General features: G+C 73.9%; 22 protein-coding genes. 9 read left to right on the top strand and 13 right to left on the bottom strand.

Annotation, left to right across the window (positions count from 1 at the left end; all coding sequences use genetic code 11):
- Window positions 1–364 precede the first annotated feature (364 nt).
- Window positions 365–1,360, top strand: coding sequence for an acyl-CoA desaturase (locus ABZ924_RS05000; RefSeq protein WP_361904205.1), 996 nt, complete (start codon window positions 365–367; stop codon window positions 1,358–1,360).
- Window positions 1,360–2,031 carry a TetR/AcrR family transcriptional regulator gene (locus ABZ924_RS05005; RefSeq protein WP_361904535.1) on the top strand — a complete coding sequence of 224 codons (672 nt, stop codon included), beginning with the start codon at window positions 1,360–1,362 and terminating at the stop codon, window positions 2,029–2,031. Before ABZ924_RS05000 ends, ABZ924_RS05005 begins: the two co-directional genes overlap by 1 nt.
- Before the next feature lie 78 nt (window positions 2,032–2,109).
- On the opposite strand, the gene ABZ924_RS05010 is transcribed toward ABZ924_RS05005, so the two are convergent.
- Both ABZ924_RS05010 and ABZ924_RS05015 read right to left on the bottom strand, forming a co-directional pair.
- Complete coding sequence (locus ABZ924_RS05010; RefSeq protein ID WP_361904538.1) at window positions 2,110–2,499, bottom strand: VOC family protein; 390 nt, start codon at window positions 2,497–2,499, stop codon at window positions 2,110–2,112.
- Window positions 2,500–2,501: 2 nt separating this feature from the next.
- Complete coding sequence (locus ABZ924_RS05015; RefSeq protein WP_361904208.1) at window positions 2,502–3,362, bottom strand: trans-aconitate 2-methyltransferase; 861 nt, start codon at window positions 3,360–3,362, stop codon at window positions 2,502–2,504.
- A gap of 175 nt (window positions 3,363–3,537) precedes the next feature.
- Here ABZ924_RS05015 and ABZ924_RS05020 point away from each other — a divergent pair, with 175 nt between their 5' ends.
- On the top strand, window positions 3,538–4,035 hold the full coding sequence (locus ABZ924_RS05020) for a MarR family transcriptional regulator (protein WP_361904210.1): 498 nt from the start codon (window positions 3,538–3,540) through the stop codon (window positions 4,033–4,035).
- On the opposite strand, the gene ABZ924_RS05025 is transcribed toward ABZ924_RS05020, so the two are convergent.
- From ABZ924_RS05025 to ABZ924_RS05075, 11 genes are all read right to left on the bottom strand, one after another.
- Window positions 3,994–4,767, bottom strand: coding sequence for a response regulator transcription factor (locus tag ABZ924_RS05025; protein WP_361904212.1), 774 nt, complete (start codon window positions 4,765–4,767; stop codon window positions 3,994–3,996). The two genes, ABZ924_RS05020 and ABZ924_RS05025, sit on opposite strands and share 42 nt — an antisense overlap.
- Before the next feature lie 568 nt (window positions 4,768–5,335).
- Complete coding sequence (gene galE, locus ABZ924_RS05030; RefSeq protein WP_361904541.1) at window positions 5,336–6,283, bottom strand: UDP-glucose 4-epimerase GalE; 948 nt, start codon at window positions 6,281–6,283, stop codon at window positions 5,336–5,338.
- 98 nt (window positions 6,284–6,381) lie between these two features.
- Window positions 6,382–7,080 (bottom strand): LuxR C-terminal-related transcriptional regulator, encoded by a 699-nt coding sequence (locus tag ABZ924_RS05035; protein WP_361904214.1) that lies wholly within the window; start codon window positions 7,078–7,080, stop codon window positions 6,382–6,384.
- Window positions 7,081–7,243: 163 nt separating this feature from the next.
- Complete coding sequence (locus ABZ924_RS05040; RefSeq protein WP_361904217.1) at window positions 7,244–9,073, bottom strand: PQQ-binding-like beta-propeller repeat protein; 1,830 nt, start codon at window positions 9,071–9,073, stop codon at window positions 7,244–7,246.
- 41 nt (window positions 9,074–9,114) lie between these two features.
- Complete coding sequence (locus ABZ924_RS05045) at window positions 9,115–10,734, bottom strand: PQQ-binding-like beta-propeller repeat protein (protein WP_361904219.1); 1,620 nt, start codon at window positions 10,732–10,734, stop codon at window positions 9,115–9,117.
- Window positions 10,735–10,892: 158 nt separating this feature from the next.
- Entirely contained in the window at window positions 10,893–12,689 is a 1,797-nt protein-coding gene (locus tag ABZ924_RS05050; protein ID WP_361904222.1) for an ABC-F family ATP-binding cassette domain-containing protein, read from the bottom strand.
- Window positions 12,690–12,717: 28 nt separating this feature from the next.
- Entirely contained in the window at window positions 12,718–14,046 is a 1,329-nt protein-coding gene (locus tag ABZ924_RS05055; RefSeq protein ID WP_361904223.1) for an acyltransferase, read from the bottom strand.
- A 203-nt stretch (window positions 14,047–14,249) separates the two neighbouring features.
- Window positions 14,250–15,893: a penicillin-binding transpeptidase domain-containing protein gene (locus ABZ924_RS05060; protein WP_361904226.1), complete on the bottom strand. Its 1,644-nt coding sequence runs from the start codon at window positions 15,891–15,893 to the stop codon at window positions 14,250–14,252.
- 155 nt (window positions 15,894–16,048) lie between these two features.
- Window positions 16,049–16,321 (bottom strand): hypothetical protein, encoded by a 273-nt coding sequence (locus tag ABZ924_RS05065; RefSeq protein WP_361904229.1) that lies wholly within the window; start codon window positions 16,319–16,321, stop codon window positions 16,049–16,051.
- A gap of 35 nt (window positions 16,322–16,356) precedes the next feature.
- Window positions 16,357–17,718 (bottom strand): S8 family serine peptidase, encoded by a 1,362-nt coding sequence (locus tag ABZ924_RS05070; protein ID WP_361904232.1) that lies wholly within the window; start codon window positions 17,716–17,718, stop codon window positions 16,357–16,359.
- Between the two features lie 209 nt (window positions 17,719–17,927).
- Complete coding sequence (locus ABZ924_RS05075; protein WP_361904544.1) at window positions 17,928–19,607, bottom strand: phospholipid carrier-dependent glycosyltransferase; 1,680 nt, start codon at window positions 19,605–19,607, stop codon at window positions 17,928–17,930.
- A gap of 341 nt (window positions 19,608–19,948) precedes the next feature.
- Here ABZ924_RS05075 and rsmI point away from each other — a divergent pair, with 341 nt between their 5' ends.
- The 6 genes from rsmI to ABZ924_RS05105 all read left to right on the top strand — a co-directional run bounded on the left by rsmI (window position 19,949) and on the right by ABZ924_RS05105 (window position 26,498).
- Window positions 19,949–20,791 (top strand): 16S rRNA (cytidine(1402)-2'-O)-methyltransferase, encoded by an 843-nt coding sequence (gene rsmI / locus ABZ924_RS05080; protein ID WP_361904547.1) that lies wholly within the window; start codon window positions 19,949–19,951, stop codon window positions 20,789–20,791.
- A 160-nt stretch (window positions 20,792–20,951) separates the two neighbouring features.
- Complete coding sequence (locus ABZ924_RS05085) at window positions 20,952–21,446, top strand: hypothetical protein (protein ID WP_361904235.1); 495 nt, start codon at window positions 20,952–20,954, stop codon at window positions 21,444–21,446.
- A 10-nt stretch (window positions 21,447–21,456) separates the two neighbouring features.
- Window positions 21,457–22,368 carry a TatD family hydrolase gene (locus ABZ924_RS05090; RefSeq protein ID WP_361904237.1) on the top strand — a complete coding sequence of 304 codons (912 nt, stop codon included), beginning with the start codon at window positions 21,457–21,459 and terminating at the stop codon, window positions 22,366–22,368.
- A 1,084-nt stretch (window positions 22,369–23,452) separates the two neighbouring features.
- On the top strand, window positions 23,453–24,676 hold the full coding sequence (locus ABZ924_RS05095; protein ID WP_361904550.1) for a ubiquitin-like domain-containing protein: 1,224 nt from the start codon (window positions 23,453–23,455) through the stop codon (window positions 24,674–24,676).
- Window positions 24,673–25,572: a 16S rRNA (adenine(1518)-N(6)/adenine(1519)-N(6))-dimethyltransferase RsmA gene (rsmA, locus tag ABZ924_RS05100; protein ID WP_361904240.1), complete on the top strand. Its 900-nt coding sequence runs from the start codon at window positions 24,673–24,675 to the stop codon at window positions 25,570–25,572. Before ABZ924_RS05095 ends, rsmA begins: the two co-directional genes overlap by 4 nt.
- Complete coding sequence (locus ABZ924_RS05105; protein ID WP_361904243.1) at window positions 25,569–26,498, top strand: 4-(cytidine 5'-diphospho)-2-C-methyl-D-erythritol kinase; 930 nt, start codon at window positions 25,569–25,571, stop codon at window positions 26,496–26,498. The genes rsmA and ABZ924_RS05105 overlap by 4 nt, the downstream gene beginning before the upstream one ends.
- The last annotated feature ends 271 nt before the right edge of the window (window positions 26,499–26,769 follow it).

Consider the following 26,769-nt stretch of genomic DNA (forward strand, 5'->3'; position numbering starts at 1 on the left):
GCTCCTTGCAGTGGTCGAGCGCTACGGGGAGGTGGGCTGCGTGCGCTGCGGGTGCGCGGAGGCGCCGTCCCGGATCGGCTCCGGGGGTGTCCCCACCTGGTGCGCAGCTCGGCTGCCCGTGCGGACCGCGCTGTCCGACGACACCAGGATAGGTGTCCGGCCGGTCGGGCCCGGTGACCGTCTCACCAGGCGGCGCGCGGCCCGTGTGCAGGGGCCGGCGGGTGGGGCGGAACGGGCTGTGGGCGGGGGCGGCCCGGTCGTGCCCCTCTTGCCGGGGGCTGCTGCTTTGCCATACTTACGTTGCCGTAGGTTACGCATCCGTAGCCCGGGTCCCTGCCTCCTCCTCACCCCCCAGGGGACGCTCATGACCACGAGTCCCGATCTTTTCGAGGGCACCTCCGCGGCGCCCGGTTCCGCGCCTGCCGACTCCTCCGCCGGGTCCGCGACGCTCGGCGGCGAGAGCAAACGGTCCGTCGAGCAGGTCGCGCTGCTGCTGTTCATCACGGTCCCGTTCCTGGCGCTGCTGGCGGCGGTGCCGCTGGCCTGGGGGCGGGGGGTGAGCTGGCTGGACCTGGGGCTGTTGGCGTTCATGTACTTCCTGACCTGCCACGGGGTGACGGTCGGCTTCCACCGGCACTTCACGCACGGTTCGTTCAAGGCCAAGCGGCCGCTGCGGGTGGCCCTGGCGGTGATGGGGTCGATGGCGGTGGAGGGGCCGCTGGTGCGCTGGGTGGCGGACCACCGCAAGCACCACAGGTTCTCCGACCACGAGGGTGATCCGCATTCGCCGTGGCGGTTCGGGGAGACGCTTCCGGCGCTGCTGAAGGGCCTGTGGTGGGCGCACGTGGGGTGGCTGTTCGACGAGGAGCAGACCGATCAGCAGAAGTACGCCCCGGATCTGGTCAAGGACCCGGTGATCCGGCGGATCAGCCGTGGCTTCATCGGGTGGACGGCTCTGTCGCTGGCGGTCCCGCCGCTGGTGGGGGGTCTGGTGACGATGTCCTGGTGGGGTGCGTTCACGGCGTTCTTCTGGGGCTCCCTGGTGCGGGTGGCGCTGCTGCACCATGTGACGTGGTCGATCAATTCGATCTGCCATGCGGTCGGCAAGCGCCCGTTCAAGTCCCGTGACCGCTCGGGCAACGTGTGGTGGCTGGCGGTGCTGTCGTGCGGGGAGTCCTGGCACAACCTGCACCATGCGGATCCGACGTCGGCCCGGCACGGGGTGCTGCGCGGGCAGGTCGACTCCAGCGCCCGGCTGATCCGCTGGTTCGAGCTGGCGGGCTGGGCCACCGATGTGCGCTGGCCGTCGGGGTCCCGCATCGATGCCCGACGCAGGGAAAACGCCGCGAACGCGGCATGATGGGGGACGTGGCGATCGACGGCAGCATTTCCAGCAGCGACAAGCCCCGGCGAGGCCGCCGGGTCCGGATGACGGGCGCCGAGCGGCGCCAGCAACTGCTGGACATCGGCCGCGCCCTGTTCGCCGAGAAGGGCTTCGAGGGCACGTCGGTGGAGGAGATCGCGGCGAAGGCCGGGGTCTCCAAGCCGGTGGTGTACGAGCACTTCGGCGGCAAGGAGGGCCTGTACGCGGTCGTGGTGGACCGGGAGATGCGCCAGCTGCTGGACATGGTGACGGGTGCGCTCACAGCCGGTCATCCGCGGGAGCTGCTGGAGCAGGCGGCGTTCGCACTGTTGGACTACATCGAGTCCTACACGGACGGGTTCCGGATCCTGGTGCGGGATTCGCCGGTGGCGCAGTCGACGGGGACGTTCGCCTCGCTGATCAGCGATATCGCCACGCAGGTCGAGGACATCCTGGGTCTGGAGTTCAAGGCGCGCGGCTTCGATCCGAAGCTGGCCCCGCTGTACGCGCAGGCGCTGGTGGGGATGGTGGCGCTGACCGGGCAGTGGTGGTTGGACGTGCGCCGGCCGAAGAAGGCGGAGGTCGCGGCGCACCTGGTGAACCTGGCCTGGCACGGGCTGGACGGCTTGGAGTCGAAGCCGCGCCTGGTGGGCCACCGCAAGAGCTGAGCCCGCCCGCCGCGGGCACAGAACGACGGCCCCGCCCCCTTGCGCATGCCGGGGGGCGGGGCGTCGTCGTGTGCAGCGTCAGCCGGTCGGGGAGCCGCCGGCCGGCGGGGTCAGGGTCTCGAGGAATTCGAGCCGGTTGCCGACGGGGTCCTCGGAGTGGAAGCGGCGGTGCCCCGGCAGGTCGTCGTCCCAGACGACGGTGGCGCCGCGTTCCCCGAGTCTGCTGGCGTACTCCTCGATCCCCGTCACCCGCAGCCCGGGGTGGGCCTTTCGGGCCGGGTGGAAGTCCTCCTCGATGCCGAGGTGGAGCTGTACGGCTCCGGCGGCGAACCAGCAGCCGCCGCGGGCGGCGAGGACGGGCGGTTTGGGGATCTCGGTCATGCCCAGGACGTCGGTGTAATAGGCGCGGAGCCGGTCCTCCGAGCCGGGCGGCGCGGCGAGCTGGACGTGGTCGACGGCGGTCAGCAAGGTCAATGCTCCTTAACGGCCACGGCGAAGATGCGGCGGAACGGGAAGACGGTGCCGCGCGGCCCGGGCGGGTACGCGGTGCGCAGCAGGTCGCGGTATTCGGCGAGGAAGTCCTCGGCGGCCTTGTGGTCGTCCCCCAGGGCGGTCAGGACGGGCCGCAGGGCGGTTCCCTTGACCCAGTCCAGGACGGGGTCGGGCCCGGGCAGCAACTGGAAGTAGGTGGTCTCCCAGGTGTCGGCGGTGCAGCCCAGCTCGGTGAGGCGGGCGAGGTACTCGGCGGGTTCGAGGGTGTGGACGTAGCGGGCGCCGTGCCCGGCGAGCCGGTCGCGCCAGTGCGGGCTGTCGCACAGCCGGGCGAGCAGGGCGTGGCTGGGGGCGGTGAAGTTGCCCGGGATCTGGAAGGCGAAGGTGCCGCCGGGGCGCAGTGCGTTGATCCAGGCGCCGAAGGAGCCGGGGTGGCTGGGGACCCACTGGAGGGCGGCGTTGGAGACGATCAGGTCGTAGGGCTCCTCGGGGAGCCAGCCGGCGATGTCCGCGGGCCGGAAGTCGAGGGTGCCGCCGCCCGGGGTTGCTCCCGCGTGCTCGGCGTCGGCGCGGCGCAGCATCTCCGGGGAGAGGTCGAAGCCGGTGATGTGGGCTTCGGGCCAGCGGTCGGCGAGGAGGGCGGTGACGTTGCCGGGGCCGCAGCCGAGGTCGGCGATGCGGGCGGGCCGGGTGGGGAGTTCGGGTATGCGGTTCAGGAGGTCGAGGAAGGGCCGGGTGCGGTGTCCTGCGTGCCGGAGGTACTGCTGGGGGTCCCAGGTGGGCGCGGCGTGGGTGGTGGCCGTGGGGATGCGGGCCGACGCTGCGATATCGGAATGCATGTTCGAACCTCCCTGCTGGCGGGTCGGGCGGAAGCGGAAGCGGTTCCGGCCCCCTCCATGCCCACCGCCACACAAAATATATCTTGACATCAAGATTCACGATTTCAAGATGTACATCACCTGGAATCTCGAATTCAAGAGACTTCACATCGACAGACCCCTTACACTGATCGGCATGGAGGACGAGGTCGACCGATTGGTCGCGGCATGGCGGCGGGAGCGCCCTGACCTCGACGTGGAACCGCTCGAAGTGCTGAGCCGCGTGAGCAGGCTCGCCCGCCATCTCGACCGCGCCCGCAGGCTGGCCTTCTCCGAGCACGGCCTGGAGCCCTGGGAGTTCGACGTCCTGACCTCCCTGCGGCGTGCCGGCGCGCCCTACCAGCTCTCCCCCGGCCAGTTGTTGACGCAGACTCTGGTCACCTCCGGAACCATGACCAACCGCATCGACCGGCTCGCCAAGAAGGGCCTCGTCGAGCGGCTGCCCGACCCCAACGACCGGCGCGGGGTCCTGGTCCGGCTGACCCCCGAGGGCCGCGACCGCGCCGACCAGGCCCTCGCCGGGCTGCTGGCGCAGGAGCGGGCGATCCTGGCCCAGCTCTCGCAGGCCCAGCGCGCCGAACTCGCCGCCCTGCTACGCCAGTTGACCGCTCCGTTCGACAACATCCCCGGCTAGCTCCGCCGGCCGTACGCCCGCCCGCCGGGCCAGCGCCACCGCGGCGAGCGTGGAGTGCACGCCCAGCTTGCCCAGCACGTTCTGCATGTGCGTGCGGACGGTGTGCGGGGACAGGAACAGCCGGGCCGCGACGTCCTTGCGGCCGAGCCCCGCCACCATGCAGCGCAGCACCTCGTGCTCGCGCGGCGTGAGCGACTCCACGAGCCGCTCGCTGTCGCTGCGGTGCTTGCGCGCGGCCGTCAGCTCCCGGAGCACCCCGGTCAGCAGCGCGGGCGGCAGATGGGTCTCCTCGCGCAGCACGCCGCGGATGACCGCCAGCAGCCGGGAGAGCGAGCAGTCCTTCGCCACCCAGCCGGAGGCACCCGCCTGCAGGGCGACCGCGGCCCGGCGCGGGTCGTCGCGCTCGGCGAGGACGACCGTGCGGACCGCGGGGTGGGAGCCCCGTACGCCCGCGACCAGCGCGATCCCGTCGGCGCCCGGCGGCGGCGGTGGCGGCCCCGAGCCCGAGGCGCGCTGCGCGGGCACCGACCCGGCGGAGGCGCCGAGATCGGCATCGACCAGGAGCACGTCGAAGCGGCGGCCCTCGGCCACCGCGCGCTCCAGGCAGCGCAGCGCCGCGGGGCCGCTGCCGGCCGCGGACACGTCGACGTCGGGCTCGGCCGCGAGCGCCGCGGCGAGCGATTCGGCGAAGATGCGGTGGTCGTCGACCACGAGAACTCGGATGCGAACCACAAAACCCCCAAGGGTCGGGGAACGGACGACTGCGGGTACGGCGCCCGGACCGGGTGCTGATCCGCAGCTGCCGCGGCCGCCGCCGCAACATCTCTGCACTACCCCGGACCGGACGCCGTACCCGGCGTGTCTCGACCCCTGAATCAACACCGGCCCCCACCGGTGTCACGCATCAGCGTAGAGCGGGCAGCGGCCCGCGGTTGGCCGAATAGCAGAAGTTTTCCGAGCGATTTTCCGGCTGGACGGTCTCCAAGAAGCCCTGACGTGGCCGGTTTTCGACGGTCCCGGGGGTCCGGAAGACGGTTTCCGGCCCGGGAGGTGCCCCAGGCAGTTGCACGGGGGGCATTTCACCCGGCGTGTGCACGCCGGGCGCCCGCGCACTGCGCCCGCCCACGGCGCTCTCCGCTCGGCCCACGCCCCCGTAGCGCGCCTGGGGCCCTGCCTCCACTCCCGGCGTACGACCCCGCGTACGCGCCGCGCACGCACCGCGCCCCCCGCACGACGGAGTGCGGGGGGCGCGGGAGGCACGGGGCGGAAGGTGCCCGCGGTGCCCGCGGGCGGCGCGGCGTCAGGAGCGCAGCGCGCGCGTGAAGTTCCACGCGTCGGAAATGATGCCGGTGAGGTCCGGGCGGGACGGGGTCCAGCCGAGCTTCTCGTGCGCGGCGCGCGCCGAGGCGACCAGCACCGCCGGGTCGCCGGCGCGGCGCTCCGCGACGACCTCCGGGATGTCGTGGCCGGTGACCTTGCGGACGGTCTCGATGACCTCGCGGACCGAGAAGCCGGCGCCGTTGCCCAGGTTGCAGATCAGGTGCTCGCCCGGGGTGGCGGCCGTCAGCGCGGCCAGGTGGGCCTCCGCCAGGTCGGCCACGTGGATGTAGTCGCGGATGCAGGTGCCGTCCGGCGTCGGGTAGTCCTCGCCGAACACCGAGATCGCCGCCCGCTCGCCCAGGGCCACCTGCAGCACCAGCGGGATCAGGTGCGTCTCGGGGTCGTGCCGCTCGCCGTACTGCCCGTAGGCGCCCGCGACGTTGAAGTAGCGCAGCGAGACCGCCGCCACGCCGTGCGCCGCGCACTCGCCGGCGATCATGTGGTCCACGGCCAGCTTGGACGCGCCGTAGGGGTTGGTGGGCCGGGTGGCCGACGCCTCCGTCAGCAGGCCCTCGGTGGGCTCGCCGTAGGTGGCCGCCGTCGAGGAGAAGACCAGCTTGCGCACGCCCGCCCCGCGCATGGCGTTCAGCAGGGCGAGGGTGCCGCCGACGTTGTTGTCCCAGTACTTCGCCGGGTTGGCGACGGACTCGCCGACCTGGGAGAACGCCGCGAAGTGCAGCACGGCGTCGTAGGAGGGGTCCAGGTACTGCGCGGCGTCCTGGATGCGGCCCTCGATGAACGCGGCCCCGGCCGGGACGCCCTCGCGGAAGCCGGTGGAGAGGTCGTCGAGGACGGTGACCTCGTGGCCGGCCTCCAGGAGGTGGGCCGCGACGACACTGCCGACGTAGCCGGCACCGCCGGTGACCATGTACTTGGAAGACGCCGTCGTCTTGCTCACTCGTCTGCTGCCTCTCACGGGGGAACGCACGCGCGATGCGTGCACTTGCCGCCCACTGGCATACCGGATTACGGCCCTCCGGGGAAATCGGCCCCCGCCCGCGGCAGCGCGGCCCGCTCCAGCAGGCCGGTCCGGGCGGCCAGGGCGGCCGCCTCCAGCCGGGAGCCCACGCCCAGTTTCATCAGCACCCGCTGCACGTGCGTGCGCGCCGTGCTCGGGGCGATCTCCATGCCCGCCGCGATCAGCCGGGTGTCCTCGCCCTCGGCGACCCGCACGAGCACCTCCACCTCGCGCGGGGTGAGCAGCCGCAGCAGCCGGCTGCCCTCGTCGTCCGGCTGGACCGCCGGGTTCAGCAGCTCCGCGAAGGCCCCCTGCAGCAGCTGCGGGGAGACCGCGGCCTCGCCCGCCCGCGCCTTGGCCAGGGCCCGCTCGACGCCCTCGATGCGCTCGTCCTGGCGTACGTACCCGGAGGCGCCCGCGGCGAAGGCGGCCGCGATCCCGCGCGGGCTCGGCACCGGGCCGAGCACGACCACCGCGATCTGCGGCCGCTCCCGCTTGATGCGGACGACCGGCTCGAAGACCCCCGGCTCGGCCGGGGTCGCCGTGCCGAGCAGGCAGACCTCCGGCGCCCGGCTGATGACCAGCTCGGCGGCGCCCGCGGCCGGCGCGGCGGCGGCGAGCACCCTGTGCCCGCGCAGCTTCAGGGCCGAGGCGAGCGCCTCGGCCAGCAGCCGGTGCTCGTCGACCACCATGACCCGTACGCCCATTGGGCTCCCACCCCCGACCCTTCTGCCCCGGCAAGCTACACGCTTGTTCGACGGTGCGCGGCGGATACCGCGCAGAAGCCCCCGGAAGGCGGACCTTCCGGGGGCTCCGGTGACCGTGGGACGGCCGGGGGACGGCCGGGGGCGGCCGCGGATCCGCTCGGGCTCAGCCGGCGGTCCAGGAGGCGAAGAGGTACTCCTGCTCGCCCGGCGAGTAGGGCTTCCTGACGTTCGTGCGCGCCATGAAGAGCTTGCCGTTGTGGTAGCGGATCTCGGAGTACTCCGGCGAGTAGGCCGTCTCGATGGCGCGGCTGGCCTTCTCCGCCGGGTTCTGCATCAGCAGGGTCTCCTTCATCGTCGTGCCGTCGATGGAGACGACCTGGCCGCCCTTGTCGTACGGGGGCACCTTGTAGGCGATGACGTTGGGCCCGTCCATGCGCAGCGGGAAGATGGTGTAGCGCTCGCCCGCGTCGGCCTTGACGTTGGTCTGCTTTCCGGTCTCCAGGTCGAAGGAGAGCAGCTCGTTGGTGCGGCCGGGGTAGCTGGGGTCGGCGCCCTGGTGCTCGATGGAGGGCACGTACACCTTGCCGTTGCCGACGACGATGTTGGTGCACTTCTCCACGTAGGTGATGCTGCACTTGCCGCCGAGGTTGCCGGAGGCAGTCGAGATGCGCGCCTTCAGCTCGCCCTTGGCGTCGATGACGAACAGGTCGCTGATGCCGGTGGCGTTCTTGGCGGTCTTGCCGACGTCGGCGGCGACGACCAGCGGCTTGGTGGAGATGATCGAGGCGTCCTCGATGCCCTCGGAGAGCTTGTACGAGGCGGTGACCGCGCCGGTCTTCGGGTCGAGGCTCTGTGCGAGGACGCTCTGGTTGCCGATGGATCCGCACTTGCGGATGACGGCGAGGGCCTCGCCGCCGGCGTAGCCCTCGTCGTGGCAGTTGTCGGCGTCGAGCTTCGGGGCCCACAGGGGCTTGCCGTCGGCGAGGTTCCAGGCGGCGCCGCCGCGCAGGCCCGCGGCGGCGACGGTCTGGCCGCTGAGGGTGACCTCTTCGAGGTCGGCGGGCTTGTCGCCGGTGGCGGTGCCCTTGGCGTTGCCCTGCCACAGGAGCTTGCCGGCGTTCAGGTCGATGACGCCGACCTCGGTGCACTGGGGGTACTTGTTCTCGGGGGTCGGCGCCGCCGCCCGGAACAGCACCGCGGTCTTGTTGTCGCTGACGTGCTTGGCCGCGCCGCAGATCTCGCCGGGGAAGGGCAGCTCCCACTTCTTGCCGCCGTCGACGAGGTTGTAGCCGACGACCTTGCCGATGTCGGACTTGGCGTAGACCGAGTCGGTCAGCCAGGAGCCGGGGACGGAGACGATGTCGTCGGGCGCCGGGCTCGGCTGGTTGTACAGCGGCTTGGCCTTGGTGCTGGCGGGCACCTTCTCGGAGCCGGCGCCGGCGGCGGGGCTGCTCGCGCCCGTGCTGCCGCCCTTGGCCTCCGGCTCGCTGCCGCCACCGCCGCCGTCGCCCGAGGCGTACCAGAGGCCGCCGGCGACGATCAGGACGACCGCGAGCGCGGCCGCACCGATGATCATCAGCTGGGTCTTCTTCTGGCTGCTGCCGCCGGCGCCGCCCGCGGGCGGGGCCGGCAGGGGCTGGGCGGCCTGCATCGGGGCGGTGGGCGCGCCGTACGGGCCCGGGGCGCCCTGCTGCGGGTAGCCGTAGCCCTGCGGCTGGGGGTAGCCGTACGCGGGCTGCGCCTGCTGCGGGACCGCGGGCCCGGCGGGCGCGGTCGGCGCGGCCGGCGGTACGGGCGGCTGCTGCGGGGCGGTCGGGGGCTGCTGCGGGGCGGCCGGCGGTACGGGCGGCTGCTGCGGGGCGGTCGGCGGCTGCTGCGGGGCGGCGGGCGGCGCCGGCGGCGGGGGCGGCGCGCCGAATCCGCCCGGCGGGGGATCCTGCGGCGCTCCGAAGCCGCCGGCGGGCGGCTGGTGGGGGGGCGGCGGGGTACTCATCGGTTGCTACTGCCTCTCGGTGGGCGGCTCGGTGGGCTCGTTCACTTGCCGAAGACCATCAGGAGCTTCTCGTCCGTGCCCCTGGCGAACAGGCGGGAGGCGGAGATGTAGAGGCGGCCGCCCACGTAGTCGATCTTCGGCTCGTAGAAGGTGCTCTCGATCGGAGAGGAGACGCCCGACGGGTTGCGCAGGAGCGCGGTGGGCTCGCCGCCGGCGGCGGGGTAGGCCACGACCTCGCCGCCCTGCCCGGCCGCGCCCTTGCGGTAGGCGATCAGCTGCCCGTTCTCGGCCTTGATCGGGGTCAGGGTGCGGCCCTCACCGGCCGGGGTGCGCCACTTGGCCTTGCCGGTGGCCAGATCGAAGGCGACGATCTCGTTGGCCTTGCCGGACTCCGCGACGGTCGGCATGTAGAGGGTGCCGCCGTCGACGACGGTGGACTCGCAGACCTCGACGGACCGGAAGAGGCCGTTGGTGCACTCGGTGGCGAAGCTGCCGTCGCCGCTGACGGTGGCGCGCTGCTTGCCGTCGGGTCCGAGGACCACGATGGAGCGCTCCTTCTTCTCCTGGTTGCCGACGTCGAGGACGACGGGGTCGAGCGAGTAGACGCCGCTCACCTTGTACGTGGCGGGGAGCTTGAAGGTCCAGGTCCGCTTGCCGGTGACCGGGTCGGCGTCGGAGACCTCGGAGCTGAGGTCCTCGTCGTAGCAGGTGTTGATGGAGATCATCCTGCCGTTGTGGGCGACGTAGGCGTCGGGCTTGCAGCCCTCGGCGTTCGCGCTGCCGAACAGCTTGTCGCCGGTGCTGACCTTGAAGGCGCTGGCGGTGCCGCTGCGGCTGACGGCGACGGTGTCGCCGGTGATGCCGAGGGTGGGGCTGGTCATGATGTCGAAGAGGCCCTCCTTGGGGACCTCCTTGGACCAGCCCTCCTTGCCCGCCTTGAGGTCGACCAGCCGCATCTGGTTGCAGGTGGCGGTGTCGGACTCGCCGTCCTTGTACATGACGACGGTCTTGGCGTCGGCGGTGGTCTGGCGGGTGACGGAGCAGATCGGGGCGGGGAAGGACAGGGCCCACTGCTGCTTGCCGTCGGCGGCCGCGTAGGCGGTGAGGCTCTTCCCCGTGCTCTTGACGACGGTGTCGCCGACGATCCACTGGCCCGCGGAGTCGACGCCCGCGCCGGGGCCGTCGATCTTGGCGGTCTTCAGCCACAGGACCTTGTCCTCGCCCTGCTTGCGGCCGGCGTTGAGGTCCTCGGAGTCCTTCGCGCCGTTGCCGCTGCCGTCGCCCTTGTCGGGGGAGGCGGAGGGCTTGCCGTCGGCGGGCGCGGAGCTCTGCGCGGCGGGCTTGCCGGGCCCGTCGGAGCCGCCGGAGCCGAACGCGAACCAGGCGCCGGCGCCGAGCACGAGCGCGCCGGCGACGGCGGCCGCCACGATGGCGGCCGTCTTCCGCTTCGGCGGCGCGCCCTGGCCGTGCGGAGCGCCGGGCGCGGTCCCGGGCGGCGGCGGATACCCGTACCCCACCTGCCCCATGGGCTGCGTCGGCGCCTGGGCGTAGGGGTTGGGGCCCTGCGGGGGCATGCCGTAACCGGGCTGCGGCGGGCCGGGCAGGTGGCCGTAACCGGAAGGTGCGGGCGGCTGGTTCGGCGGCTGGGGCGGCTCGGTCATCAGCGCGTACCTTCGGCGTGCGGGCGGTCGGGGGGATCACCTTTCTATCACTGCCGGCGGACGCGCAACGGGCCGGTCGCACCCCTGTTCCCAAGGGCGGACCGGCCCGTGACAGCGCCGTTATCAGGCCAGTTGGCCGCCCGCGGCGCGGGCGGATCCTAGGCCTCCTCGGCCAGCTCCAGCCAGCGCATCTCCAACTCGTCGCGGCCCGAGATGAGTTCGCGCAGCTCCGCGTCGAGCTTGGCCACCTTCTCGAAGTCGGTGGCGTTCTCGGCGATCTGGGCGTGCAGGTTCGTCTCGCGGTCGGCCATCTTGTTGAGCTGGCGCTCGATCTTCGCCAGCTCCTTCTTCGCGGCGCGCTGGTCGCCCGCCGACGCCGACTTGGCCGGGGCGGGGGCGGGCGCGGGCGCGGCCGCCTCGATCATCCTCTGGCGGCGCTCGAGGTACTCGTCGAGGCCGCGCGGCAGCATCCGCAGTGCCGCGTCGCCGAGCAGCGCCATCACCGTGTCGGTGGTGCGCTCGATGAAGAACCGGTCGTGGGAGATCACGATCATCGAGCCGGGCCAGCCGTCGAGGAGGTCCTCGAGCTGGGTGAGGGTCTCGATGTCGAGGTCGTTGGTGGGCTCGTCGAGGAACAGGACGTTGGGCTCGTCCATCAGCAGCCGCAGGATCTGCAGGCGGCGGCGCTCACCGCCGGAGAGGTCGCCGACGGGCGTCCACTGCTTCTCCTTGGTGAAGCCGAACTGCTCGCACAGCTGGCCGGCCGTCATCTCGCGGCCCTTGCCGAGGTCGACCCGGTCGCGTACGCGCTGCACGGCCTCCAGGACCCGCAGGGACGGGTCGAGTTCGCCGACCTCCTGGGAGAGGTACGCCAGCCTGACCGTCTTGCCGACGGTGACGGTGCCGGCGGCGGGCTGGACGTCGCCCTGGGTGCGGGCGGCCTCGGCGAGGGCCCGCAGCAGGGAGGTCTTGCCGGCGCCGTTGACACCGACGAGGCCGATGCGGTCACCGGGGCCCAGGTGCCAGGTGAGGTGCTTGAGCAGCGTCTTGGGGCCGGCCTGGACGGTGACGTCCTCGAGGTCGAAGACGGTCTTGCCGAGGCGGGCGTTGGCGAAGCGCATCAGCTCGGAGGTGTCGCGCGGCTCCGGCACGTCCGCGATGAGGGCGTTGGCGGCCTCGATGCGGAAGCGGGGCTTGGAGGTGCGGGCGGGCGCGCCGCGGCGCAGCCAGGCCAGCTCCTTGCGCATCAGGTTCTGGCGCTTGGCCTCCTCGGTGGCGGCGATCCGCTCCCGTTCGGCGCGGGCGAAGACGTAGTCGCTGTAGCCGCCCTCGTACTCGTAGACCGAGCCGCGCTGGACGTCCCACATGCGGGTGCAGACCTGGTCGAGGAACCAGCGGTCGTGGGTGACGCAGACCAGCGCGGAGCGGCGCTCCTGGAGGTGGCGGGCCAGCCAGGAGATGCCCTCGACGTCGAGGTGGTTGGTGGGCTCGTCGAGGACGATCAGGTCCTGGTCCTCGATGAGCAGCTTGGCGAGCGCGATGCGGCGGCGCTCCCCACCGGAGAGCGGGCCGATCACGGTGTCCAGGCCGAGGGTGAACCCGGGCAGGTCGAGGCCGCCGAACAGGCCGGTCAGGACGTCGCGGATCTTGGCGTTGCCGGCCCACTCGTGGTCGGCCATGTCGCGGATGATCTCGTGGCGGATCGTGGCGGCCGGGTCGAGGGAGTCGTGCTGGGTCAGGATGCCCATGCGCAGGCCGCCGCTCTGGGTGACCCGGCCGGAGTCGGGCTCCTCCAGGCGGGCGAGGATCCTGATGAGGGTGGTCTTGCCGTCGCCGTTGCGGCCGACGACACCGATCCGGTCCCCCTCGGACACGCCGAGGGAGATGCCGTCGAGCAGGGCACGGGTTCCGTACACCTTGCTGACTGCCTCGACATTGACCAGATTGACGGCCATCAGACGCGCTCCAGGGAAAGGGTGGGGATCAGCCCCTCAGCCTAACGCTCCGCGCCGAGCCGGATCGTTCCACCAACCACCAGCCGCCGAGTGCCATCGCGATCGCGGCGGGCGCGGTGACGGGCAGTGCGACGAGGGTGGCGGTGTGGCCGTCGAACAGGCCGCCGAGGCCGGTCATGGACAGGCCGAGGACGCCCAGCAGGCAGAGCGTGGTCCCGGCGGCGGCGCGGGGCCCGGAGCCGGGGGCGGCGGGGGCCGGCAGCGGAGACGGGGCCTCGAAGCGGCGGAACAGCGCGACGAGCAGCGCGGTGAGCACGGCCGCGAGGAGCAGCCGTACGGGCACCTGGGCCCACCAGGCGGCGGAGGCCGGCTCGGGCAGCCGGAGCCCGAGGGCGAGCTGGGCGGCGTACACGGCGAGCATGGCGGTCAGGTGCCAGAGGAAGGCGGTCATGGCGATGCCGTTGGCGGCGACGACGCCCCGCCACACGCGCGGCCGGGCCAGGAGGCGGCGGGCGGGGCCGGCGAGCAGCTGCACGGCGCCGACGAGCCACATGCCGTGGCAGAGCAGGGCGAGGGTCGGCGGGGCCATGTTGGACACCTTCTCGCCGGGCATACCGACCATGGACAGCGGGTACGGGCCGTACGCGACGAGGGCCACCGCGCCGGTGAGCCCGGCGGCGGCGAGGAGGGCGGGCCTGCGGATCCGGCCGTCGGCGCGGAGGAAGCCGAGCTGGTGCACGGCGAGCCAGACGAAGGCGAAGTCCAGGAACTCGACGTAGGGCACGCCGAGCCCGAACCGGAGGGCGTCGACGGCGGCGGCCGCCCCCGCGAGCAGCGCGAACGCGGCCCAGCCGAGGCGGCGGTGCAGCCTGAGCAGCGGCGGGGTGAAGGCCACCATGGCGAGGTAGATCCCGATGAACCACAGGGGCTGGGTGACCATCCGCAGGGCGGCCGCGGTGAGCCGCCCGTCGCCCCGGCCGGCGGCCTGCAGGGCGAGCGCCCCCGCGGTCCACACGAGCACGAACACGAGCGTGGGCCGCAGCAGCCGCCGCAGCCGGCCGCGCAGGAACGCGGCGTACACGGGGGCGCCGCCGCCCTTGCGCTCCAGTGACCGGTAGGACAGGGCGTGGGAGAACCCGCCGACGAAGAAGAACACGGGCATGACCTGCAGCCCCCAGGTCAGCACCTGCAGCCCGGGTACGACCGCGAGCAGGTTCCCTATCCCGTCGCCACTGACGGCGGCCATCAGCCAGTGCCCGAGCACGACGGTCCCGAGCGAGGCGACGCGCAGCAGGTCGACGTAGCGGTCGCGCGTGGCGGGCGTGGCCGCGGCCATCGCCCTGACGTTGTTCCCCATGGCTGCACCCTCCCGCCCCCGGCGGCGCGCCAACAGAGCGCACGTACTCACTCCGGCCTGGGTACGGGCCCCCGGGGGCGGGGCCGGGCCGCCCTGCGGGGCCGTCCCCTGCCCGCCCTTCCGCCGTTCCCCGGGCTCTGCCCGGACCCCTGCCCGGCTTGGCCGGCGTGTGAGGCGCGGGGGTGCGGGGGCGGCGCGGCCGGTCAGGAGTTGAGGACCGCCGCCACGATCGGGCCCGCCGCGTCGCCGCCGTGGCCGCCCGCTTCGACCATGGCGGCCGCGGCCACGTCGCCGCTGTACCCGGTGAACCAGCTGTCGGGGCTGCCGGCGCCGTCGACCTCGGCCGAGCCGGTCTTCGCACCCTTGTCGGAGCCGCGCACCCCGCTCATCACCTCCGCCGCCGTTCCGTTCGCGGCCGTCTGCCGCATCATCCGGACCAGCTGCTGCGCCACCGCCGGCTTCATCGGGCGCGCCGCCTGTGCGAGCGGCCGCCCGTCGAGGTCCGCGGGGACCAGCACCGGCTGCCGGAAGACGCCGGTGCGGGCCGTGGCCGTGATCGAGGCCACGTTCAGCGGGTTCATCGTGATCTGGCCCTGCCCGATGTACTCGGCGGCCGCCCCCGCGCCCGCGGCCTCGGGCACCTTGCCGTCGGCGGACCGGATGCCGGTCTTCCAGTCCAGCCCGATCCCGAAGACCTCCCGGGCCTCCTTCGACAGGGCCGCGTCGTCGTTCACGTCGTCGATCCGCTTGATGAAGGCGGTGTTGCAGGAGCGGGCGAAGGCCGTGGCGAACGGCGCGTTCCCGGGCAGGTCGAAGTGGTTGAGGTTGTGGAAGGAGCGCCCGCCCCAGGAGGCCTCCTTCGTGCACTGCGCCGGCTGGTCGGCCGACGCCCGGCCGCGGTCGATCAGCATCGCCGCCGTCACGATCTTCATGGTGGAGCCGGGGGCGCGAGCGCCCTCCATGGCCGCATTGAAACCGTCCTTGCGGTGGTTGGCGACGGCCAGGATGTGCCCGTTGCTCGGCTTGACCGCGACCACCGAGGCCTCGGGGTAGCGGGCGACGGCCTTCTCGGCGGCGGCCTGGACCTTCGCGTCCAAGGTGGTCTTCAGCGTGCTCGGCTCGCCCTCCGCCAGGGTCAGCAGCGTCCGCCTGGGGCCGCTCGTCACGGCCGGCTCGATCCACAGCTCGGCGCCGCCCTTGCCGCCCGCCTTGGCGCCGTACGTCTGGCGGAGCTGGTCGAGGACCGGCCCGAGCGAGGGGTACTTCTCGGCGGTGAGCTCCTCCCCGTTGCGGTCGACGGCCTTCACCGGCGGGGCGGCGGGCGCGCCCGCGCGCAGCTTCTCGTCCTTGCCGAGCTGCGGGTGGATCACCGACGGCTGCCAGTCGACCAGCGCCTTCCCGCTGGTCACGCCGCGTACGACGGTGAGCTGGGAGCTGTACGCGAGGGGCTTGGTCACCCCCTCGTACGTGATCTCGGCGGTCACCGTGAACGGAACGGTCGTCCCCGTCGGGGTGCCCGGCGTGATCACGGCCTTCGAGACGTGCGCCGCGGCCCGGTAGTCGGCCACGGCGCTCTGTGCGGCCTGGGTGTTGTTGGTGAGCTCGGCGGCCTCGCGGTCGTGGCCGGCGGCCCAGGCCGCGAGGAAGGCCTTGGCGGTGCGGGCGGCCTCCTCGTCGGTGACCGGCCCGCTGCCCTTGGCGGTCTTCACGGTGGTGCCGTCGGCGCCCGTGCGGCCGCCGTGCCCGCTGCCGGCGTCGTCGACCAGCGCGTACACCCCGTACCCGGCCCCGCCGACCATCGCGAGGAACACCCCGCCGACGATGGCGCCCTTGGCTGCCCCGTTCACGTACAGACCCTCCCCAGGATCCCCCCGATCTCTGAACGCGTTCAAAGATCTCCTGGAGCGGACCTTACGCGCCGTCCGCATGTAATGCACACGCTGTTCTCGGACAGAGGCGCGCGTGAGCGGGCGAAACGGTCTGCCGAATGACCGAAAAGCGACTACTGCACGGGGGACTCGGGATCCGGCAGCTCGTAGCCGCGCTCCCGCTCCACTTCCTCGACGCCATCGGCCGCGCTCAGGGCGGCCAGCGCCCCCTCGGGGACGGTGCCCACGGCGGTGCCGATGCCCCGCTGCTCGGACTCGACGATCATTCCGGCACGCCGGGCGGCCCCGACCGCCTCGTCGAAACGGTCCGGGTCGAGCGCGACGACGACCCTGACACGGGGGGTCTCATCGCTCACGGTGCGCGCATCGCCGGTCACATGCCCCATGTCGCCCTCCAGAAAGGTTCGCCATTCTCCTACCCCTAGGGTGCCTGCACCAGTCCCCGACCGGCATCCGACACCGGCAGGCCGAGGTGCTTGGCCCCCGAGCGCAACAGCGTCACGATCTGCGCGGCGGTCGCGTTCGGGTTCTGCTCCCAGAGCAGCGCGGTGACCCCGGCGACGTGGGGCGTGGCCATGCTGGTGCCGTTCAGGCGGCGGTATCCGCCGTTCGGCCAGGTGGACAGCACGCCGACGCCCGGCCCGGCCACGTCGACCTCGCCGCCGACCGGGTTGAGGCCGGCGCACGAGAACGGGGCGATGGTGAAGTCCGGTGCGACCGCGGCCACCGCGAGGATCGACGGGCAGTTCGCGGGCGTTCCCACCGGCTGGAGGTCCAGCGGGCGGAGGCTCTCGTTCCCCGCGGCCGCGACGATCACCTTGCCGTTGTTCAGGCAGCGGCGGGCGGCGCGCTCGTAGATGCGGGAGAAGCCGGCGCCGAGCGCCACCGCCCCGCCCAGCGACATCGAGATGACCCGGACCCCCTCCTGGGCCAGGGCCCAGTTGATGCCGTCGAGGATCATGCCGTCGCTTCCGCGGCCCTGGTTGCTCAGCACCTTGCCGGCGTAGATGTCGGCCTCGCACGCGACGCCGTAGCGCGGCCCGCTGCTCGGGTTCCTGGGGCCGCAGGCGGTCCCGGCGCAGTGGGTGCCGTGCCCGTGGCCGTCGTCGACCGCCTGTCCCGGGACGAAGGACGCCGACGCCTTCACCCGGCCCGCCAGGTCCGGGTGGGCCGCGTCGATGCCGGTGTCCAGGATCGCGACCCCGACGCCCCTGCCCGTGAGGGCCGTCTCGGTGGCCAGGACCGCCTGCAGCCCCCAGGTCGCCTGCGCCTCGCTCCACAGCGGACCGGCCGCGGCCCGCGCCCGTACCGGGCCGGCCTGACCGTTCCCGCGTACGCGCTCGACGAGGTCGGCCACGCCGTGCAGATAGCCCTCGAAGTACTCGACCGGGTGGGCCGCCGTCTCCTCCTTGTAGGCGTGCAGCACCCGCTCCGGCTCCGCGCCGACCAGGGCCCGGGTCGAGGCGACGGTGGCTTCCAGGGCCAGCCGCTGGTCGCCCTGGACGGCCTCCACGATGGCCACGCCCAGGGCGTCGAGCACCACGGTGCCGCCCTGTTCGAGCGCGGGGCCGGCGGAGTCTCCGGCCCGGACATGTTCGGCCACCGACACTCCGGCCCGGGACCGCAACGCATCGAGCCCTGCTTTGGGATCGTCCTGATCGAGCAGGACCAGGTATCTGCCCGTGTACTCGACGTCCTTGGCCACGTTTTCGTCGGCCATCGCGCTCGCGCCGTACCGGTCGTCCATGCCGTACCGGTCGTTCGCACCGTACTGGTCGCTCATGGTCTTCGTCCTCTGCTCGAGGCGGGCAGGCCGGACCTGCCCGGCGGATGGAGGGGAGGCAGAAGGGCAACCGCTCGGAGCGCGGGCCCCTTTCCACCGTTTTCGACCATAGGGACGGGGCATCCGCCGCGCCCGGGCTGCAGGCCATTCGGACCAGTACGCCGACGGGCCCGGCGCGCCTGCGCACGCCGGGCCCGTCGCCTCGCCCGCTACACCCAGCTGTCCAGCCACATGCGGCCGCGCCAGGAGTCCATCGGGATCGTCTGGCCCGTGTAGATCGGCCAGAAGTAGATGAAGTTCCAGATGATCAGCAGCACCAGCACGCCCGCCGCGATCGCGCCGAGCGCGCGTCTGCGCTCCGAGGAGCCCGCCGGGCCCAGCAGTGCGCCGATCATCATCGCCACCGCCAGGCACAGGTACGGGACGAACACCACCGCGTAGAAGTAGAAGATGGTCCGCTCCTGGTAGTTGAACCAGGGCAGCAGGCCCGCGCCCAGGGCGCACGCGATCGCACCCGCCCGCCAGTCGCGGCGGAAGAACCACCGCCACAGCACGTACAGCAGCGCGAAGCAGCCCGCCCACCACAGCAGCGGCGTGCCCAGCGCCAGCACCTCTCGGGCGCACTTGCCGGCCGCGGTCGCCGGGCAGCCGTCCGTGCCGGGCTCGGGGGACTCGTAGAAGTAGGAGACGGGCCGGCCAAGGACCAGCCAGCTCCACGGGTTCGACTCGTACGTGTGCCCGGAGGTCAGGCCGACGTGGAACTTGTAGACCTCGGTCTCGTAGTGCCACAGGCTGCGCAGCCACTCCGGCAGGAACGACAGCGAGCTGCCCCGGTCCTGCTTGGCGGCCCAGTCGCGGAAGTACCCGCCCCGGCCGTCGTCCGGGCTCAGGATCCAGCCCGTCCAGGAGGCCAGGTAGACCGCGATCGCCACCGGAACCGTCGAGACGAAGCCGGGCAGCGCGTCCCGGCGCAGCATCGCCGCGTACGGGGCGCCCGCGCCCGCGGTGCGCCGCGCGGCCGCGTCCCACAGCACCGTCAGCACGCCGAAGAAGGCCAGCGCGATGGCGCCGTTCCACTTCGTGCCGAAGGCCAGGCCCAGGCAGACGCCCGCCAGGATCCGGTACGGGCGCCAGCCCAGCCGCAGCGTCTCGGCGATCACCGCGTCCGGGCGGGTCCGCCCCTCGGCGTCCACGGGCAGGGCCGCCGCGAGCCGTGCCCGCGCCCGGTCCCGGTCGATCAGCAGCGAGCCGAAGGCGGCCAGCACGAAGAACATCAGCACCAGGTCGAGCAGGGCGGTGCGGCTCATCACCAGGTGCAGGCCGTCCACCGCGAGCAGCGCGCCCGCCAGGCAGCCCAGAAAGGTGGAGCGCAGCAGGCGGCGCCCGATCCGGCACAGCATCAGCACCGACAGCGTGCCGAGCACGGCCGTCATGAACCGCCAGCCGAACGGGTCGAAGCCGAACATCCACTCGCCGAGCCCGATGACCCACTTGCCGACCGGCGGGTGCACCACGTACCCGGGGTCGGCGGGGAGCGCGACGCCGTCCGGGTTGGCGAGGATCGCCTTGTCGATGTCCTTCGGCCAACTCGCCTCGTAGCCCTGGCGGATGGTGGCCCAGGCGTCCTTGGCGTAGTACGTCTCGTCGAATATCACGGCCTTCGGGCTGCCCAGGTGCACGAACCGCAGCACCCCGGCCACCAGCGCCACCGCTACCGGCCCCGCCCAGGCCATGACGCGCTGCCAGGTCCCGGCCGCGGAGGCGGGGATGCCGAGCGCCGTCCACAACTGCGCGGAGGGGCGGGCGTACGGGGGCACCAGGCGGGCGCGGACGTCGGGCCGCCGGGCGCCGGCGGGCGGCGCGTAGCCGAAGCCGCGCAGGCGGCGCAGCCAGGTGGACGGCTCTTCTTCGCGCCCCGCGAACGGTGCGGGCGGGGCCCCCGCGGGGCTGGGCGGCGGCGTCGCGGTACTGGTCACCGGGTCATCGTAGGGAACGCAGCTGTGCGAACCCCAGCGCCTGCCCCGGCGCCGAACCGGGCGCCGGGGCTCCGCGTCGGGGCTCGGCGTCGGACCCCACCGCCCGCCCACGTGCTGCGGACCGCCCGGGGACGCGGCGGCGGGACGGCTGAGAGGATGGACGGGTGACGACTGACCAGCCCGCCCCCTCCGCCCACTCCGCCCCCTCTGCCTCTTTCGGCTCCTCCGGCTCCGCCGCTTCCGCAGGCGTCCTCGTGCTCGCCGGCACCCCGATCGGCGACCTCGCCGACGCCCCGCCCCGGCTCGCCGCCGAGTTGGAGCGGGCCGACGTCGTCGCGGCCGAGGACACCCGGCGGCTGCGCCGGCTGACCCAGGGGCTCGGCGTGCACACCACCGGGCGCGTGGTGTCGTACTTCGAGGGCAACGAATCGGCCCGCACCCCGGAGCTGGTCGAGGCGCTGCGTGACGGCAAGCGCGTCCTGCTCGTCACCGACGCCGGCATGCCGTCCGTCTCCGACCCCGGCTACCGGCTCGTGGCCGCCGCCGTCGAGCAGGACATCAAGGTGACCGCCGTGCCGGGGCCCTCCGCGGTGCTGACCGCGCTGGCCCTGTCCGGGCTGCCCGTCGACCGGTTCTGCTTCGAGGGCTTCCTGCCGCGCAAGGCCGGCGAGCGCCTCGGCCGGCTGCGCGAGGTCGCGGCCGAGCGGCGCACGCTCGTCTACTTCGAGGCCCCGCACCGCCTCGACGACACCCTCGCCGCGATGGCCGAGGTGTTCGGCCCCGACCGGCGGGCGGCCGTCTGCCGCGAGCTGACCAAGACCTACGAGGAGGTCAGGCGCGGCGGGCTCGGAGAGCTGGCGGCCTGGGCCGCCGAGGGCGTGCGCGGCGAGATCACCATCGTGGTGGAGGGTGCCCCGGCCGCGGCGCCCGGCGATGTGGACGCCGAGGAACTGGTGCGCCGGGTGCGGGTGCGCGAGGAGGCCGGGGAGCGTCGAAAAGAAGCCATTGCGGCGGTCGCGGCCGAGGCCGGAGTACCCAAGCGGGAGGTGTTCGACGCCGTGGTGGCGGCAAAGAATGCGGCTGAAAAGATGCTGTAAGACGGTAAAGAGCTAACCTGAAAAGCAAAGCTCAGACCGCGCACCGGCTGCTTTGGGAATGAGTCGCCCAAAGACCGTCCAACAGTAGACAGGGCCTGATGCGCTCCTGCCCGCAGAGGCGTCCACTGGCAATGGCACCAGTGGAACAAGAGGAGCTGGCATGAGTGAGATCGCAGACACCTCGGCACCCGTCCCCGCTTCCGCAGTACCCGCCGTCACCACCACACCCGGGGTGGAGATCGTGCACGAGGCCTACTCCTTCGCGTGCATGAAGTGCGGGTACTCCTGGGAGCAGGGCTACGAGATCGAGCACCACATCGACGGCAAGGGCCAGCCCTTCATCATGTACAAGGCCGGCGGCGAGCGCGTGCCGTCGCCGCTGTCGAACCCGACCTGCCACAACTGCGGCGGGCACGTGGTGCGGATCATGCGCGAGGGCCAGGTCTCCTCGGTACTGGGCATGATCGACAAGCTCTACCACCACCGCATCGCCCCCGGGATCGCCGGCCCCGTACCGGCCGGGGCGAACGAGCCGCGGACGCCCAGGCAGCGCAGGACCCCGCTGCACGACGCCCCCGGACCCGTCCCCGTGGACGCGGAGGAGGAGCGCAGGGGTCCGCTCGCACGCCTGCTGCGGTGGCTGCGCCGGTCATAAGATCGGCCGTATGAGCGCTCCCTCGAAGGCCCCCCGGAACGACCGGAAAGACCGGAACGACCGGGACACCCCGCCGCCGCTGCCCGAACCCCTCCGGGTGGCGGTGGCCGACTCGCACACCCACCTGGACATGCAGTCCGGCACCGTCGAGGAGGGCCTGGCCAAGGCCGCCTCGGTCGGCGTGACCACCGTCGTCCAGGTGGGCTGCGACGTGAAGGGGTCCCGCTGGGCCGCCGAGACCGCCGCCGCGTACGACAACGTCCACGCGGCGGTGGCCCTCCACCCGAACGAGGCCCCCCGCATCGTCCACGGGGACCCCGACGGCTGGTCCCGGCAGGGCGCCCGGGCCGGCGGCGGCCAGGCCGCGCTCGACGACGCGCTCGCCGAGATCGAGGCGCTCGCCGCCCTCGGCCACGTCAAGGCCGTCGGCGAGACCGGCCTCGACCACTTCCGCACCGGGCCCGAGGGGATGGCGGCGCAGGAGCGTTCCTTCCGCGCCCACATCGAGATCGCCAAGCGGCAGGGCAAGGCACTCGTCATCCACGACCGCGACGCCCACGCCGACGTCCTGCGCATCCTGCGCGAGGAGGGCGCGCCCGAGCGGACGGTGTTCCACTGCTACTCCGGGGACGCCGACATGGCCCGCGAGTGCGCCGCCGCCGGCTACTACCTCTCCTTCGCCGGGACCGTCACCTTCAAGAACGCCCAGCCGCTGCGCGACGCCCTCGCCGTCGCCCCGCTGGAGCTGGTCCTCGTCGAGACCGACGCCCCGTACCTCACCCCTGCGCCGTACCGCGGACGGCCGAACGCGCCGTACCTCATTCCGCTGACGGTACGGGCCATGGCCGCGGTCCGCGGGATCGACGAGGACGCGATGGCCACCGCCCTGGCGGCGAACACGGCGCGGGCCTTCGACTACTGATCCGGGGTGCCCGCCCGCGCCCGCGTCCGACACGCTGGGTGACGGCCCGGCTTTGGTGAGTGACGGAGCCTCCGCTAGGGTGCCGTGCCCGAACCGAAGCCGGGCCCGGAGCAGTGGAGCGAGCGTCGTGAGCGAGAGTCCTTACCCCGGGCCCTACGGGGCCGACCCCGACCCCCGCCTGCCCTCCTGGCCGCCGGCCGGGTACGAAGCCGCGCCCGCGGGCCCGGCGCCGGAGCCCTACCCGGATTACGCCGGGGTGGCCGCGGGACCCGGGGCGGCGGCGGAGCCGTACCCGGCCCACGCGCCGGGCCCGCCGCCCGCCGGGGCGGCCGCCGACCCGTACCCGGGCTTCGGGCCGCCCGCGCGGGACGGGGCAGCGGACTCGGGGCCGACCGCGGACCTCGGGCCGACCGCGGGCCCGTACCCCTGTGCGTACGCGGAGGCCGGCGGGAGTACGGGCCTGCTCCCGGACCCCCTCGCCGCCGCAGCGGGCCACACCGCCGGCCCGTCGACCGCCGGGGCGGAGGGCGGTGCGGAGCCCGGTGTGCCCGCCCCCCGCGCGCCCGGGGAGCGGCGGGCGGGCCGCCGGCGCCGCGCAGCCGAGCCCGCGGCCGCACCCGACCCGGGCGCGGGCCCCGGCCGGCGGGCCCGGTCACGCACCGGCTCCCAGGAGGAGCACACCGGGGCCGAGGCCGCGGGCCGGCGGGCCCGGGGCCGTACTGCGCCCGGCGCGGAGGCCCCCGAGGCCGAGGCCCCCGGGCGGCGGGGCCGAACCGGCCGGCAGGACGGCCTGCCCGGAGGTGAGACCGCGGGGCGGCGGCGAAGCGGCGGCCCGCAGCAGGAGCCGCCGGAAGACGGGGCGGCGGGACGGCGGGCGGCCCGGGGCCGTACCGCGCCCCGCGAGGAGGCCCACGAGGCCGAGGCGGCCGGGCGCCGGGGGCGGGCTGCGCCGCGGGAGGAACCGTACGGGGGCGAGGCGGCGGGCCCGGGCCGTCGGCGCCGCCCGGTCCCGGATCCGGCGGGCCCCGCCGGGACGGGACCGGGACCGGGCGCAGCAGGCGCCGCCGCCGCGGCGACGGCCGCAGTGCCGGCCGCCCGCGCAGCCTCCGCGGGCCCCGGCGGCGGCCCGGACACCCTGACCGCCCCCGGCCCGCTGCCCGGCACCGGGCGTCGGCGCCGCACCGCCGGGGCCCCCGCCCCCGCCGGAGGCCAAGGGCGCGACCACTGGCGGCGGCTCGTCCCGCAGGCCCTCGTCGTCGCGTTCCTCGCCGGCGGCACCACCGCCTTCGTCGCCGCCGACAAATCCGTACGCCTCACCGTGGACGGCGAGTCCCGGACCCTGCACACCTTCGCCGGCGACGTCGGCGAACTCCTCGCCGCCGAAGGCCTCGGCGTCGGCGCCCACGACCTCGTCGCGCCCGCCCGCGGCGCCGCCCTCGACGACGGGGACGAGGTCGTCGTCCGCTACGGCCGCCCCCTGCGCCTCACCCTCGACGGGCAGAGCCGCCAGGTGTGGACCACCGCCCGCACCGTCGAGGGCGCCCTGCGCCAGTTCGGCATCCGCGTCGAAGGCGCCTACCTGTCCGCGCTGCGCACCGCGCCCGTCCCCCGCAGCGGCCTCGACCTCGCCGTCCGCACCGAGCGCAGCGTCACCTTCATGGCCGACGGCGGCGAGACCACCATCCGCACCAACGCCGCCACCGTGCAGGAGGCCCTCGGCCAGGCCGGCCTGACCCTCCAGGGCGAGGACACCACCTCCGTCCCGCCCGACTCCTTCCCGCGCGACGGACAGACCGTCACCGTCCTGCGCATCAGCGGCACCCGCGAGGTCCGCGAGGAGCGCATCCCGTACGCCACCGAGCGCGTCGAGGACGACACCCTGTTCGCCGGGACCGAGGTCGTCGAGCGGCCCGGCCGGCCCGGCGCCCGCCGCGTCGTGTACGCCCTGCGCACCGTCAACGGCGTCCGGCAGAAGCCCCGCCGGGTCGCGGAGGACGTCGTCCGCGAACCCGTCACCCAGCTCGTCAGGGTCGGCACCAAGCCGCTGCCGGCCTCCGTCGCCGGCGCCGACGGCCTGGACTGGGCGGCGCTCGCCCAGTGCGAGTCCGGTGGCCGGGCCCACGCCACCGACGCGTCCGGGACGTACGGCGGCCTCTACCAGTTCGACGTACGCACCTGGCAGGCCCTCGGCGGCAGCGGCCGCCCGCAGGACGCAACCGGCGCGGAGCAGACGTTCCGGGCGAAGAAGCTCTACGTGCAGCGGGGGGCGAGTCCGTGGCCGCACTGCGGCCGTAGGCTTTACCGGTGAGCACCGCAGAGCAGCAGCCCGACAAAAACCCCGACGCCCTCCTCGGCGCGGCCGACATCCGCGAACTGGCCGCGGCCCTCGGCGTGCGCCCGACGAAGCAGAAGGGCCAGAACTTCGTCATCGACGCCAACACCGTGCGCCGCATCGTGCGCACCGCCGAGGTCCGGCCCGACGACGTGGTCGTCGAGGTCGGGCCGGGGCTCGGCTCGCTGACGCTCGCGCTGCTGGAGGCCGCCGACCGGGTCACCGCCGTCGAGATCGACGACGTCCTCGCCGCGGCCCTGCCCGCCACCATCGAGGCGCGGATGCCGGAGCGCAAGGACCGCTTCGCGCTGGTGCACTCCGACGCGATGCTCGTGGAGGAGCTGCCGGGCCCGGCGCCGACCGCGCTGGTCGCGAACCTCCCGTACAACGTGGCCGTGCCGGTGCTGCTGACGATGCTCGACCGCTTCCCGAGCATCGAGCGCACGCTCGTGATGGTGCAGGCCGAGGTCGCCGACCGGCTGGCCGCCAGGCCCGGCAACAAGGTGTACGGGGTGCCGTCGGTCAAGGCGAACTGGTACGCGGACGTGAAGCGGGCCGGTGCCATCGGGCGCAACGTCTTCTGGCCCGCCCCGAACGTCGACTCGGGCCTGGTCTCCCTGGTCCGCCGCACCGAGCCGATCAAGACCACCGCCTCCAAGTCCGAGGTCTTCGCCGTCGTCGACGCGGCCTTCGCACAGCGGCGCAAGACGCTGCGCGCCGCGCTGGCCGGCTGGGCCGGGTCCGCGGCCGGCGCCGAGGCGGCGCTCGTCGCCGCCGGCATCTCGCCGCAGGCGCGCGGCGAGTCCCTGACGGTGGAGGAGTTCGCCGCGATCGCCGAGCACAAGCCGGCCGCGGAAAGGCCGGCGCTGTGAGCGCGGGCGTGCGCACGGGCGGTGTGACCGTACGCGTCCCCGCGAAGGTGAACGTGCAGCTGGCGGTGGGTGCGGCCCGGCCCGACGGCTTCCACGACCTGGCCAACGTGTTCCTCGCCGTGTCGCTGTACGACGAGGTGACCGTCACCCCGGCCGACGAACTGACGGTGACCTGCACCGGGCCCGACGCGGACCAAGTCCCGCTGGACCGTACGAACCTGGCCGCCCGGGCGGCGCAGACCCTGGCGGCCCGGCACGGCCTGTCCGACGCGGTCCACATCCACATCGCGAAGAAGATCCCCGTCGCCGGCGGGATGGCCGGCGGCAGCGCGGACGGGGCCGGGGCGCTGCTGGCCTGCGACCTCCTGTGGGGCCTGAACAGCCCTGTGCAGGACCTCTTGGACATCTGCGCGGAGCTCGGCAGCGACGTGCCGTTCAGCCTGCTCGGCGGGGCGGCGCTCGGCACGGGGCGCGGCGAGCTGCTGACCCCCGTCGACGCCGGCACCTTCCACTGGGTGTTCGCGGTCGCCGACGGCGGGCTGTCCACGCCGGCCGTGTTCCGCGAGTTCGACCGGCTGGCCGAGGGGCGGGACGTCCCGGCCCCCGAGGCCTCGCCGGCCCTGCTGGCCGCCCTCGCGGCGGGCGACCCGGACGCGCTGGCCGCCGCCCTGGCCAACGACCTCCAGCCGGCCGCCCTGTCGCTGCGGCCGCAGCTGGCGGCGACGCTGGCCGCGGGCACCGGGGCGGGCGCCCTCGCCGGACTCGTCTCCGGCTCCGGCCCGACGACGGCGTTCCTGGTCCGCGACGAGGAGGCCGCCGCCAAGGTGGCCGCCGCCCTGGAAGCCTCGGGCACCTGCCGCACCACCCGCACGGCCACGTCCCCGTCCCCCGGCGCCACCCGCCTCACGGGGCCGCACCCGGGCTAGGCTGCGGCCGCCCGCAGCGCCTCAAACGCCGGCGGGGCTGGATGTGCAGCCCCGCCGGCGCGCGGTACCGCTCCGGTTCCCGCAGGCCCGACCCGACGGAACGTCCGCTGCCCGATGCGGCGCCGCTTCCGGGGGAGCCGCCCCCGCACCCCCGCGCCTCAAACGCCGGCAGGGCTGAAAGACCCGGGCGCTCCGCGCCCGGTGCGCTCAAACGCCGCGCGGGCTGGATTGTGCCGCTGCGCGCCGATTCCAGCCCGCCGACACCATCCAT

This window comes from Streptomyces sp. NPDC046876 (assembly GCF_040645035.1).
Classification (GTDB): Bacteria; Actinomycetota; Actinomycetes; order Streptomycetales; family Streptomycetaceae; genus Streptomyces.